This window comes from Paenibacillus sp. OV219 (assembly GCF_900110075.1).
In the GTDB taxonomy this organism is placed as follows: Bacteria; Bacillota; Bacilli; order Paenibacillales; family Paenibacillaceae; genus Paenibacillus_Z.
The window spans coordinates 53,942-66,456 of sequence record NZ_FOCJ01000011.1; the positions used below are offsets into that span (position 1 = coordinate 53,942).

The 12,515-nt window shown below is 49.0% G+C and carries 15 protein-coding genes and 2 pseudogenes; 9 read left to right on the top strand and 8 right to left on the bottom strand.

Annotated elements, in window-relative coordinates:
- Window positions 1-14: 14 nt before the first annotated feature.
- Genes BMY11_RS23125 through BMY11_RS23140 form a run of 4 tightly spaced genes read right to left on the bottom strand, consistent with a single transcriptional unit; the run spans window position 15 to window position 2,766 of the window.
- On the bottom strand, window positions 15-782 hold the full coding sequence (locus BMY11_RS23125) for an ABC transporter permease (RefSeq protein WP_090581832.1): 768 nt from the start codon (window positions 780-782) through the stop codon (window positions 15-17).
- Window positions 783-1,544, bottom strand: a complete 762-nt coding sequence (locus tag BMY11_RS23130) for an ABC transporter ATP-binding protein (protein ID WP_090581834.1) — start codon at window positions 1,542-1,544, stop codon at window positions 783-785.
- A 12-nt stretch (window positions 1,545-1,556) separates the two neighbouring features.
- Window positions 1,557-2,423 (bottom strand): pentapeptide repeat-containing protein, encoded by an 867-nt coding sequence (locus tag BMY11_RS23135; RefSeq protein ID WP_090581835.1) that lies wholly within the window; start codon window positions 2,421-2,423, stop codon window positions 1,557-1,559.
- Between the two features lie 13 nt (window positions 2,424-2,436).
- Window positions 2,437-2,766, bottom strand: a complete 330-nt coding sequence (locus BMY11_RS23140; RefSeq protein WP_090581837.1) for a PadR family transcriptional regulator — start codon at window positions 2,764-2,766, stop codon at window positions 2,437-2,439.
- Window positions 2,767-2,980: 214 nt separating this feature from the next.
- Between BMY11_RS23140 and BMY11_RS23145 the strand changes: the two genes are divergently transcribed.
- Entirely contained in the window at window positions 2,981-3,298 is a 318-nt protein-coding gene (locus tag BMY11_RS23145; protein WP_090581839.1) for a hypothetical protein, read from the top strand.
- Window positions 3,299-3,563: 265 nt separating this feature from the next.
- Here the strand turns inward: BMY11_RS23145 and udk are convergent, their stop codons facing one another.
- Together udk and BMY11_RS23155 are read right to left on the bottom strand one after the other, a co-directional pair.
- Entirely contained in the window at window positions 3,564-4,196 is a 633-nt protein-coding gene (gene udk, locus BMY11_RS23150; protein WP_090581842.1) for a uridine kinase, read from the bottom strand.
- 142 nt (window positions 4,197-4,338) lie between these two features.
- Entirely contained in the window at window positions 4,339-4,980 is a 642-nt protein-coding gene (locus BMY11_RS23155; RefSeq protein ID WP_090581844.1) for an Hcp family type VI secretion system effector, read from the bottom strand.
- A gap of 209 nt (window positions 4,981-5,189) precedes the next feature.
- Between BMY11_RS23155 and BMY11_RS23160 the strand changes: the two are divergent.
- Window positions 5,190-5,423: pseudogene (locus tag BMY11_RS23160) on the top strand (GyrI-like domain-containing protein); the annotation flags it as partial.
- A 117-nt stretch (window positions 5,424-5,540) separates the two neighbouring features.
- On the opposite strand, the gene BMY11_RS23165 reads toward BMY11_RS23160, so the two are convergent.
- Window positions 5,541-6,182, bottom strand: coding sequence for a DUF2306 domain-containing protein (locus BMY11_RS23165; RefSeq protein WP_090581846.1), 642 nt, complete (start codon window positions 6,180-6,182; stop codon window positions 5,541-5,543).
- A gap of 210 nt (window positions 6,183-6,392) precedes the next feature.
- On the opposite strand from BMY11_RS23165, the gene BMY11_RS23170 reads away from it, so the two are divergent.
- The 4 genes and pseudogenes from BMY11_RS23170 to BMY11_RS29765 all read left to right on the top strand — a co-directional run bounded on the left by BMY11_RS23170 (window position 6,393) and on the right by BMY11_RS29765 (window position 8,635).
- Window positions 6,393-6,854 (top strand): phage tail protein, encoded by a 462-nt coding sequence (locus tag BMY11_RS23170; protein ID WP_090581848.1) that lies wholly within the window; start codon window positions 6,393-6,395, stop codon window positions 6,852-6,854.
- Window positions 6,855-6,926: 72 nt separating this feature from the next.
- A pseudogene (locus BMY11_RS23175) lies at window positions 6,927-7,908 on the top strand (zinc-binding alcohol dehydrogenase family protein).
- A 91-nt stretch (window positions 7,909-7,999) separates the two neighbouring features.
- A complete protein-coding gene (locus BMY11_RS23180; protein WP_090581850.1) occupies window positions 8,000-8,302 on the top strand; it encodes a hypothetical protein in 303 nt (100 codons plus the stop codon).
- Window positions 8,303-8,434: 132 nt separating this feature from the next.
- Window positions 8,435-8,635: a MerR family DNA-binding transcriptional regulator gene (locus BMY11_RS29765; RefSeq protein WP_177182788.1), complete on the top strand. Its 201-nt coding sequence runs from the start codon at window positions 8,435-8,437 to the stop codon at window positions 8,633-8,635.
- Here the strand turns inward: BMY11_RS29765 and BMY11_RS23185 are convergent.
- Window positions 8,541-9,236 (bottom strand): LbetaH domain-containing protein, encoded by a 696-nt coding sequence (locus BMY11_RS23185; protein ID WP_090581852.1) that lies wholly within the window; start codon window positions 9,234-9,236, stop codon window positions 8,541-8,543. The genes BMY11_RS29765 and BMY11_RS23185 overlap by 95 nt on opposite strands.
- A 207-nt stretch (window positions 9,237-9,443) precedes the next feature.
- Between BMY11_RS23185 and BMY11_RS23190 the strand changes: the two genes are divergently transcribed.
- From BMY11_RS23190 to BMY11_RS23200, 3 genes are read left to right on the top strand one after another with little or no spacing between them, the layout of a single operon-like run.
- Window positions 9,444-10,568 (top strand): GNAT family N-acetyltransferase, encoded by a 1,125-nt coding sequence (locus BMY11_RS23190; RefSeq protein WP_090581854.1) that lies wholly within the window; start codon window positions 9,444-9,446, stop codon window positions 10,566-10,568.
- Between the two features lie 27 nt (window positions 10,569-10,595).
- Entirely contained in the window at window positions 10,596-11,552 is a 957-nt protein-coding gene (locus BMY11_RS23195; protein ID WP_090581856.1) for a DUF4838 domain-containing protein, read from the top strand.
- 42 nt (window positions 11,553-11,594) lie between these two features.
- Window positions 11,595-12,485, top strand: a complete 891-nt coding sequence (locus tag BMY11_RS23200; protein ID WP_090581858.1) for a LysR family transcriptional regulator — start codon at window positions 11,595-11,597, stop codon at window positions 12,483-12,485.
- Window positions 12,486-12,515 lie beyond the last annotated feature (30 nt).

A 12,515-nucleotide genomic window follows, 5' to 3' on the forward strand; every position in this document is an offset into this window, starting at 1 on the left:
TGTAGAGAATAGTTTCACACCCGATTCTTATAGACTCGCATTGCAAAGAAATAGGCTACGATTAGAATCCCGACGCACCAAGCTAGAGCGGTCCAAATATCGTTGCCCACTGGCTGGCCTGACAGCAGCGCACGAATGGCTTCGACGATTGAGGTTACGGGTTGGTTTTCGGCAAAGGCGCGAACGGCCTTTGGCATCGATTCGGTTGGAACGAACGCGGAGCTGATGAACGGCAGGAAGATAAGCGGATAGGAAAAGGCGCTTGCGCCATCTACTGATTTGGCGGAAAGTCCGGCAATTGCGGCTACCCAGGTTAATGCGAGTGTAAACAGCGCGAGTATGCCAGCTACTGCAAGCCATGGCAGTACGCCTGCCGACGAACGAAAGCCCATTATCAACGCGACAAGAATGATGACGACAACCGAGATGGCATTAGATACTAGCGAGGTTAGCACGTGTCCCCACAATAAGGTGGAGCGTGATATTGGCATGGAGTGGAACCGTTCGAATATTCCCCGTTGCACATCAGTAAACAAGCGGAAAGCCGTGTAGGAGATGCCGCTAGCAATCGCAATTAGTAGGATGCCGGGCAGCAGGTAATTCACATAGTTATCCATACCGGATTGAATGGCGCCGCCGAAAACATAGACGAACAGCAGCATCATCGCAATAGGCATGATGGTGACCGTGACGATGGTGTCCATACTGCGAGAAATATGGCGCATGGAACGTCCGAGCATTACGCTTAGATCGCTGAAGAAATGTTTCTTTACCGCCTCCATTTACTTCGCCTCCTTCTTACCGATGATTGCGAGGAAGATTTCCTCGAGTGTCGGCTGTTTTTCAACATACTCCACCTTCGCCGATGGGAACAGCTTCTTCAGATCCGAGAGCGTGCCGCTGGCGATAATCTTGCCCTCATGCAGAATGGCAATTCGGTCGGCAAGCTGCTCAGCTTCCTCTAAATACTGCGTGGTCAGGAATACCGTTGTGCCGCCGTCCGCGAGCTCTTTTACAATCTTCCAAACCTCGATTCGTGCCTCGGGATCAAGGCCAGTCGTTGGCTCATCGAGGAAAATAATCTGCGGTTTTCCGACAAGGCTGAGAGCGATGTCGAGCCTGCGGCGCATACCACCCGAATAAGTGGCGACTCTGCGGTCTGCGGCGTCTGTCAGGCCGAAGCGTCTAAGCATATCGTCCGCGACCTGACGGGGATTGCTCAAGTATCGAAGCTTTGCAATCATGATCAGATTTTCCCGTCCGGTCAATATTTCGTCCACGGCGGCAAACTGCCCGGTTAAACTGATCGCCTGCCGCACATGGTCGGGTTTGGCTGCAACATCGAATCCGTTTACGATGGCGGTCCCGCTGTCTTTCTGGAGAAGCGTGGTGAGGATTCTAACAACCGTTGTTTTACCGGCCCCGTTGGAGCCGAGCAGAGCGAATATACTGCCTTTCTCCACCTCGAAGTCTACGCCCTTCAGCACTTGCAGCTGCTTGTAGGATTTCTGCAGCCCAGTTACTTGAATGGATTTAGCTGACATTCTAATCCCTCCTTATCGAACAGTAACGTTGGACAAATTGGCACCCATACCTTTAAGCGAAGCGTACGTCAGTTTATCCATGACTGCGCCGTCAAAGCAAATGGTTGCGATGGAACGGTAATACTTATTGGTCAACGAGAAATACGCTTTGAAAGAAACATTTTTGAGCGTAGCGCCCTTAAACGAAACTTCGTTTACTGCCGATTTGTCAAACTTCACGCCGATAAAGGTTTGACCTTCAAAATTCTGACCGCTCAGGTCGGAATATTCGAAGACCACGCCGTCAAAGATACAACCTTCAAAGATCGTTTTTCTAAGGTCGGTCTTGGATATCGTGACATCGGTCAGTCTTGCGCCCTTGAATTTAGTTCCTTCCATCCCCGAAACACTGATGTTGGTGCGTACAAGGATCGATTTATTGAAGCTTGCATCCGTAAGCGCTACAGTGCTTAGGCTACAGTCAGTCAAATTGGCACCGTCAAAATTAGCTTCGCTTACGTCGCTTGACTTGAACGAACTGCCGGTCAAATCTGCGCCTGCGAAGTTGGAACCGCGTAACGCACTAGCATTAAATTGTCCTTTATGTGCAGTAACGCCAGCAAAGTCGCTCAGTGGCAAGTGGCTCGCGCTAAAGTTCGTCACCACTTGCCGCTCCAACGAACGTGAAAGGTTGGCGACCTCCAGTATCGTTTCTTCGATGTCGCCGATACCCTCAATGGTCATATTAAACGCTGTTTCTTCGTCCTTGCCCTCGGCTTTGAGTTCACGGTACTTCTCCTGTAAGTCGGAGAGCAGGTCAGCCTTTAGTTCAGTGACGCTCTTTACTCCATCGTACGATGCGAAGACACCATTCAAATAGTTAGTCAATTTCTCACTCATAACTCAACACTCCTCATAATAAGTTTTCAAGTACTCGCTTGGAGTACTCCCAATTGCTTTTGTTACGGTCATAAGTTTCTTTGCCCTTTTCGGTAATCCTGAAATACTTACGTCGTCCTCCCTGAGATTCATCGCCCCAATACCACTCGATATCACCGTCAACCTCAAGCCGCCTTACGCTGGAGTACATCGTAGCTTCCTTTAATTCGTAGTCCCCGTCCGAGCGCTCGGCAATTAGCTTGACGATTTCGTACCCGTAGCGGTCAGCTTCAGATAAGAGCCGTAATATCATCGTATCGGTATGTCCGCGCAGTAGGTCGGATGTAAGTTTGTTCTCGCTCATATAATCACCCCGCATCTGTATAATACGATATAGTACTATGACAGTAAAGGTAGTATTTTAAATATATTACCTTGTTTGATGAAAATCCGCATGTGCCCAGTAGCACAATTCAAAAAAGACCTCTCGAAAAGGGGTCTTGGCTCTAAAGCACGAATTTATTAATGCACCAAAAAATGGGCGATTCTGAGGACCGGGGTAACTTCGGGAGGTAGCTATGATAACTAAAATCATTGATGGTGTTGCATTTGAACTGAAAGAGGAATTTGATTTTGCATTCTTATCGGAGTACGGCAAAGTCTTCGCTGTATTCGATCAGCAGGACTCTGGCTATTTATGCTTTGGCGTTCAAGCGGATCACAAGAAGCTCTTCCTAAAGATGGCTGGCGCAGCAACTGTGAGAAGCAGTGTAAGTACGGGTGCAGCCATTGCGCGGCTTCAATCAACGGTCTCGATCTACGAGGATCTGCGTCATCCGTCCCTCATTCATATCATCGAAAACAAGGAGATCGACAACGGTTACCTCATACGATAAATTCATCGCCCTGCCGCTTGATAAGAAGCTCAGCATTTTTGGCGAAATCGTATTGTTTCATATCCATACAAACCAATGTGGGTACATTGCGCTGGACTTTACGAAAAAAGAGCATCGCTATCCATCCATAGATGAATTCTTCGAAGCGTGGAACAAAGCTAAATGCGGAGTGGTATTTACTTCAATGTGATACATTGCAATCCGAATACATGTTAAAAAAGCCGTGCCCAACCCCAAAGGTTAGCAGCACGGCTTTTATAGTTTCTTATAACTTTGCTTCGCCTTTAGCGTGCAAATATTTCTCCGTCAAAATCGAGAGCAGACGGATACCGACCTCGTTCTGACCTCCCTCGGGGAGGATAACATCGGCGTATTTTTTGGACGGTTCGATGAATGCCTCGTGCATGGGCTTGACGGTTTGCAAATATTGATCGTGGACGGATTGGATCGACCGACCGCGCTCTTCGATATCCCGCAGCACGCGGCGAAGTATGCGCACGTCGGGATCGGTGTCGACGAACACCTTAATATCGAGCATTGCCCGAAGATTCTCATCAGATAGCACGTGAAGACCCTCAATAATGACGATGTTGTATGGCATAAGCTTCTCGGTCTTATCTGAGAAGCGGGAATGCGACGTGAAGTCATATATCGGTGCGAAGACCGTTTCTCCAGCCCGCAACAGCTTTAAGTGTTCGACTAGAAGATCGTTTTCAAACACGAGCGGATGATCGTAGTTCAGCAGCTCACGCTCAGCAAATGTGAGATGGGGGTGGTTCTTGTAGTAATTGTCTTGCGATATAAACGTCACTTTGTCAGATCCGTGATGTTCGATGACCGAGCGTGCAACCGTCGTTTTTCCCGATCCCGTGCCGCCTGCAATTCCGATGATAAGCATGGGTGTAATATGTCCTCCCTGATGTTAAACCTTAATTTCAGTATTGTAGCATAGTGAAAGAACAATTCGCCAACCTGGGCAACCCGAAGAGGCATCCGAGGACGAATCCCGAATGCCCCGCGAGGTATGAAATGATTCAAGGTTATGGAATGACTGGCGTTGCTGGAGCCATTTTGGTGACATCCCATGCCGACTTGACCAAGGCGTTAAGCGTGCCGTCTGGTTTCTGCGAAGAATAGCCGATGGAGATAATGCCGTAGGCGAGCGATATAGATTCGACGGTATCGTCGAAAGAGTAATTGCTGATGAACACATTGCTGAGGTTAATGGTTAGAAACTTGACGGGAGTAGGCGCTTGTTTGACAAAAACCAATGTTGCGTTCTTGATAGTCTTTCCTTGCACAGACGTGAGGAAAATAGGCATAGAGGCGGAGTCGAATAACTTCGAGAAGGAGAGTCCGTCGAATTGGGGCTTGCTGGAACCGGAACCGGAACCGATAGCAGTTAGGGACAGCGGAACTTCTACGCCAAAGTGGACGTCAGATATCGGAATCCACTGCTCATAGCCCTTGGCGACGGATTCCCCCGGAATGGCGTCGAGCTTCAGGTATACTTGGAAGTTCCCCGGCGAAGATACTGCATCTGCGGACGAACCACCAAGCGATGCGGTCGCTAACAGAACAGCGCAAACAAGCAGAGCGGTTAATACTTTTTTGAACGAAACGGCCAATGATTGTGAAATAGGAATCCCTCCAAAATAGGTTTGATTGTTCCCTATGTACATAGCACGATGTCAATACGTATTGTATCATAACACTTGTGTTTAGCGATACGAAATGTACTACGAAATCGGCGATTATGGGACCGTCCGGTTGCACGTGCAGCTCATTGAATTATTTCGTTTCAAACAAACAATGGACAAACCGTTGAAGTTTACATCGATTTGGGCGATATTGTCCGTCGTGCTACAAGTCAGCGGGGAGCAAGTACGATGGCTACGCCGTTGTTGATGTGCCGGCATCTACGTGGGCGGTATTCTCGACATTGAATGACGGGAATGGAAGCGGCACCTACAATTTGTCTGCATTGAAGAACCGGATATTCTCCGAGTGGCTGCAAACGTCCAAGTATCAGATCATTGACGGCGGTAATTTCGAAATGTACTGCAGCAATCAAGACGGGTATGAGTATTGTGAGCTGTGGTATCGCATTGAAGAGAAGCAATAACCTGGGCAGAGCAGCGGAGCTTTACTACATGGCAAATCTGGCTGTACTGCAAGATGTAACGAAAGCATTGCTTCCGCAATAACCTAATAAGCGACATGAATGGACAGAGCGTGGTATTTACACCGCCGCTCTTTTTTTTCTTTTCGACACTCTGAAGATCACTTCTGGTAAAACGAGAAGCAGCGCGATCGCCCCGTAAAGCCCAATGATATAGCTAGTTACATAGGTGATGCCGATCATCTTGTGCAACAAGAAGGTGAACAGATGGATCAGCAGATTCGTAAAGCAGATAGCATAGCTTCGGACCATCCAGCGGCGATGCTGTACGATCCTTTTCTTCCGAACGTGGACAATCGCGGTCACTGTTATGGCCATCCAGAGCATATTAAGCAGATTGAAGCCCATGCTGCTTATCTTCCCTCCTGTGGCGAAGGGGGCCATATAGCCAGAGGACAAATCGACCAGAACCACGGATACGACATAAACGTAACCGTTCAGGCGGTGAAACCGGCGGTGCTTCTCACTATTGCGGCTAACCAAATTGATCAGACCGGATGCCATTGCAATACAAGCGAAGCCGACATGAATGGACATCACCTTTAACCAGATTCCCGGCTTAACCTCATGCTCTGAACCAATTTTGTGACTTAGAAAAGCCTCGGCACCAGGATGAACGAAGAGATTAATAACGAGCGCATATAGAATATAGATCACGCACAAGAATGCGAATAGCTTATATATCGATTGACGCCAAACCATGACAATAAGTACTCTCCTTTCTCAACAGCCGGACGAGCCAGGCACAAAAATAATACCCCTTCGGATATGGTTTAGTCTACCGCTGGTGCCCACGGCGCAATTCTATCAGGGCGGATTCCTGCCGAGACGGTTTCGTTGCCGTAACATTGTTAATACTAGACTAGGAGAGCACGTGGTATATTATTTGGTAGTAGAAAAGGAGAGATGGACATGTCCTACATCGTTGATTTCAAAAATGTATCTACCGTTGGCTTAGAGTCTTCGCCTGTCGTTGATGCGCTTGCTGGTTTGCGTGCGAATGAGGCGCGTTATTTTATGAACAAATACAAGCATGCCTTCACGGTCGTGCCGGCTAGCAATAGCCAGGACACGCTTGATTATGTGAACCGAGTTCTGCAAGAGCGTAATATTGAGTTTGCGGCTAAGCCTCTGGAAACGTCGCGTTTTCAAGTGGAAAATATTAAATTTGCGTATGTCTTCTACGAGGATGGTCTCTCGATTAACGTCATGTACACCGTTGATGATGCGAAGAAGCGGGCCGTTGGCTTCAAGCTTTCGGAGGGGATGGAGATCCCGAAGGAGCTGGAAACGAAGTTTAAGTTTGCGAGGCAGAAGTCTGCGCTTGCTGGAACGATCCGGGGCTCGTTCTTTGTCGTAAAAGGCGAATATTAATAAAATGAAGGGCCGGTTTGCCCCGCATTAGCGGTCGCAAGCTCGGCCCTTTGTTATAAGAGGGTGATGGATATGAAGGCAATTGTTGTCGAGCAGTTTGGTTCAACCGACCATATGAAATATGTAGACGTTGAAATCCCTCATACGTTCCAATCAAGTATTAATTCGTGTCGTGACCACCTGTGTAAATTACGCAGATATTAAAGCGAGATATGGAAATAAAGGACAAGGGAAGCTTCCATTTATTCCGGGGTTAGAGGCAGCGGGCATTATTGAGCAAGTTGGAGATGAAGTAATCTCATTTGTTGTAGGTGATCGAGTCATGGCGTTTCCTCATCATGGTTCGTATGCAGAGTACATTGTTGCCGATGAGAACTTAACTTTTGCAATCCCGGATTCAATAGGTTTTGATGTTGCAGGATCATATGGCATTGTCTCCTTCTTGTCTTACAAGCTGCTTACGGACGTAGCTAAACTGCAAGATGGGGATAAGGTGCTCATTCACTCTGCCTCTGGAGGAGTAGGAACAACAGCGATTCAAGTTGCAAAGGCATTAGGCGCAGGAACGATTATAGGAACTGTGGGTCATACAACCAAGATTTCTACGGCATTAGAAGCCGGAGCGGATCATGTCATATGCTACAACAATGAAGACTTCGCACAGACCGTTAACGAATTAACGGACAGTAAGGGTGTCCCTATTATATTGGATTCCATTGGCGGAGAGATTACGGCGCAAAGTATGAAATGTCTATCCAACTATGGCCGTTTAGTGGTATTCGGAAACTCCAGTGGTGAATATGGACAACTTCAAACAGGCGATCTCCATTCAAGCTGTCGTTCTGTGCTCGGGTTTAGTTTGGGAACAACAAGAAAAGAACAGCCAGAAGTGTTAAAAGATATTTCCACACACGTATTACGTATGTTAGAAAGCGACCAAATACAAATAAAGATCAGTGAGAAGCTGCCTTTGAAAGAGGCTGCGCTCGCCCATCAACGAATAGAGAGCAGGAATAGCACGGGGAAGATTCTTTTGTATACAGAGTACTCATAAGGTAACCCGAATTTTCCGATAAAATAGGAGAATGGCACGAATGAAGCGCTCAGGTACATCGACATCTAAGACTGGAAGGAGAGGTTCATGTATGCACTACCAGTTTTGCCAGCGGGTTACGATTGTGGATATGGATGATGAAATTATTTCAGAGGTCGTATTCGAGCACGGGGAGTATGAGACGGCCGCCTTGTCAATCGGTTCCTCCGTCCTTACGCATCAATTGGGGTTGAAGGAGTTTGACGTCGTCTACGACCGTAGGGAGGGCAAAATCACCCGTTATAAGGTTGCAGATATCGAGATTGATCTGATTACGCAGCCTGTCATCACTAGAGTGTATCTGGAGCCGGCCAAGCTGATTGTTGGCCAGCATGATATCGGGGAATTTGCCTAATTAATTATTTAGTACAGAGTGCGGTGAGAAGGATGCCGCTACTCTGTATTTTTTTTATTTTATTGACTCTTCCGCGACGGAAGACATTATACTGCGGATAGATTGTTACATAAGGAGGAGGAAAGGGAGCGCGTGGAGGGATTAATCAGCATTGGACAACTATCTGCGGACGTGGGCGTTTCCATTCGTGCCCTTAGATACTACGAGGAAGTCAGCCGTTTGCAGCCCAGTATAGGGATTATTTCAGCAGGGATGTATGATTATAGGGGATCCCGCACGAACACCGATGCGTACCAAATAGTGCGTTATAGGACGGAGGGAATTCACGATTGACACGAATGACCTCACGAGCGAATTCATGTTGATCCTTCGGTACTTTGCGCAGCGAGTCGGCCTTCACCTGTGTATCAATATGGGCGCCGGGCGGAACGAAACGGTTAGCTGCAATTCGAACTCCATTCGTCACGACGGCATCCATGGAAACCACGGAGCCGCGGCCTACAATCGCATTAAAGACAATGGATTTGAATCCGACGAATACATCGTCTTCGATTAAACAAGGACCATGAATAAGTGCGCCGTGGGCGATGGATACATTCTCGCCGATATAGATGGAATACCGCGCGGGGCCAACTTGAACATATTCATGAGCTAGTCCATGCAGAACGACTCCATCCTGGATATTCGTGTTTGAACCAATGGAGAAGGGCGAGCCCTCATCTGCCCGAAGGGTGGCACTCGGTGCGACAAAAACACCTGTGTTAATGGTGACATCACCAATCACGGTTGTAAACGGGCTTAGGAAGGTTCCCTCACGTATAATAGGGGATCGTTCGACGGGATTCATGGATGTTCTCGGGTTAGGTCCGATAAAGCGTACGAATGCATTAAGGGGCCCCTTTGGCAGCTTCAAGACCTTAAAAATCTTCTTCATGCCGTATTCTCCTCGCAAACCATATATGGGCTTATTAACCAAGGTATTCGGCATAATGGCAATTGTCACATCATCATAGGCTGCAAGCGAGGAACCAATTGATTTGTCGAATGTACAGCATAATGAGTGAGGCCATCTCGCAGTGAATACTTTTCGGTATAATGTAGGTAGTTTTAAGACAGCTGCCTTAAGGAGGCCAACTTAATCGTGCTGAAATATAGAATGGCAAGACCGGATGAACGCGAAGACTATATTGATTTAGCTAATTACGCATTCAAAATTGATGCGGAGTCCATATTGCCAAAGATGTACAGCAAGGACATCGATTCATCGGGCATGCACATGGTCGCTGCGGATGAGCGGGGCCGGCTGCGCGCGCAAGTTGCGGTGTACCCGGAGCCGATGCAGGTTGGCGGTTTCCCGCTGCGGGTCGGATACTTGGGGATTGTGTCGGTCCATCCAAGAGCACGCGGAGAAGGACACATGAAGGTGCTCATGAACAAGTGGCTGGAAGAGGCACCTGCTTCGTACGACATGCTTGTCCTGTACGGACAGCGGCAGCGGTACGAGTATTTCGATTTCACCCTCGGAGGGGTGAAGATTAAGTACTCGGTGGGAGAAGTCAATGCCCGTCATGCTTTGCAGGGCGTGAACGTAGAGGGGCTGTCCATAAAGCCGTTGTTCGAGATTGAAGGAGCGGCAGCCTTTGCGCAGCAGCTGAACGAGGCACGGCATTCGTTCGTTCAACGCGATGTGGGGCAGATGTCGGACATCTTAACGGGTCTAGAGCAGCAGCCGCTTGGTGTGCTTGATAAGGAGAAGCTAATTGGCTATCTGGTAGTCAGCAAAACAGGTAAGGAAATTACCGAGCTCGCCATGGCGAATACAGCCGATATTCCACGCGCAGTTAAGGCGTATTTGTCGCATTCGGGTGCCGATTGGATCGCCGTTTACGCTCCTGAGTACGAGACGGAGCTGAATGCTTCTTTAAGCAGCTTCGCAGAGAATTACGCGATAGAGACGTCCGACATGTACCATATCGTAGACTTCGCCCGCGTGTTGGAAGCTTATTTGACGGTTAAGCATCGGACAATAGGGCTTACGCTGGGTGAATTCTCAGCGGTGCTGGACGGTCAGCCTGTTACCGCCCTTGTGGACGAGAGCGGCGTGACGGTCGAACGGTCGGCTAAGTCAGGCGCGGTGGAGCTGGATAGGAAGCAGGCACAGACGCTTCTGCTGACGCCGCATGGTCGTTACATCGGAGCGGGAACGCATATCCCCGCCGGATGGTTTCCGCTTCCGATCTTCTGGTATATAGCGGACAAGTTTTAATTAGGCGATCAAGAGGAGACAGAGGATATGGACAATAAACGCGGCATACTTATTCTTCCCGAGGAGGCTGGTCCCTATTGGGCGGACCTCATTGCTCATTCAGGCCTTGATTTGGTAGGCATCCATCCCGGTTGGGGAGAAGGAGCACTCGAGGAGCTTGAGAAAACGCTGGAGTTTGTGAAGACGCCGATCTATAAACAGTTCGTGGAGCGGATGAAGGAGCTGAACGTGGACGTCGAGTTCGAAGCGCATGCCATGTCATGGCTCGTTCCGCGTGCCCTCTTCTCCGAGCATCCCGACTGGTTCCGGATGGATGAGACAGGGAAGCGGAATGCAGACTTTAACTTGTGCGCGACGAGCTCGGAGGCGCTTGCTTATCTGGAGCTGCGGTCGGAAGAGCTGGCAAGAGCCGTGCCTTCGCTAACGGGGCGATACTACTTTTGGATCGACGATGTGACAGGCAGTGTGTGTCACTGTGAGGGATGCCGGGCGCTGACAGCCTCCGATCAAGCGATGATCTTCTACAATCACATCCTGCGAGGTATTCGGCGGTTTGATGCGGAAGCGCAGCATTGCTATTTGGCTTATCAGGATACCATCCAAGCTCCGGACAAGGTGCAGCCTGATCCTGGCATTTTTCTCGAGTACGCTCCTATCTACCGCGATTCGGCTAGACCGATTAACGATCCGGATTGCCCGGAGAACTTCAAGGAGCTTGAGCATCTTCCGGGTCTGCTGCAGCTGTTCGGACAGGAGGGTGCCCAGATTCTTGAGTACTGGATGGACAATTCTCGGTTCTTGAAGTGGCAGAAGCCGCTCCAGCCGCTGCCGTTCTACGAAGAAGTCATTCGCCAGGATGCGGAGTATTACCGGAGCCTCGGGTTCAACAGATTGACCAGCTTCGGCGTATGGCTTGGTGAGGACTACGCGCAGACGTTCGGTGAGCCGCCGATTGTGGCGTATGCAAGAGCTATTGGCTCGTGATAAAGTGTTGGGAAACGGAATGAAGCGAGGTGGGGAGAACCCATGGAGTTAACCTATCTAAGGACCTTTCGCGAAGTGGCCAAATGGGGCAGCTTCACAAAAGCTGCGGAAACGCTTGGATACGCCCAGTCGAGCATAACGACGCAGATTCAGAAGCTGGAGGAGTCTTATGGCACCGTTCTGTTGGAGCGCTACGGCAGAAAGATGGTGCTCACGATGGCGGGCGAAGCACTGCTCCAGTATGCGAACGATATTTGCAGGCTGCATGATGAGTCCAAGGAAGTCGTTGCCAAGCAGTCCAAGGGGACACTCTCCATTGGGACGATTGAGACGCTTGCTTCATTCTACCTCCCTGCTTATTTGCAGGCCTATCGGAAGGCGTATCCAGACATTAACGTTACGATTCAACCGGGTAACGAACCATTCATTATCGAGTCGGTTAAGGAGGGGGCTCTAGACATCGGGATTATTCTGGACCCTCCATTCTCGGACCCGGAGCTGGATTGTCGTATTTTGAGAGAAGAGCCGTTAGTCATCATTGCAAGCCCAGATCATAAGCTTGTCGGACGAAGCGAAATCCATGTGGAAGACCTAGAGAACGAATCGTTAATCCTGACCGAGGATGGCTGCACTTACCGGGCAATGCTGCTCGGCGTGTTGAAAGGCAATCAGGTACCCTATAAGCTATCTTACGAATTCGGCAGTCTGGAAGCGATTAAGCAGTGCGTCACCTATGGACTCGGGATTGCGTTGCTGCCCCGAATTGCAGTAGCGGAGGAAGTGCGGGGAGGCAAGGTTGTCGCGATTCCTTTCATCGATCCTGCGTGCAAGTTCTACACACAGCTCATTTGTTCAAAGAAGAAATGGAAGTCCAAAGCGTATCTAGGCTTCCTGGAGCTGCTTGGCGACGGAAGTAATTATCAAAATTATTGAAGTATCACATAGATTTCTATCAATAACTCC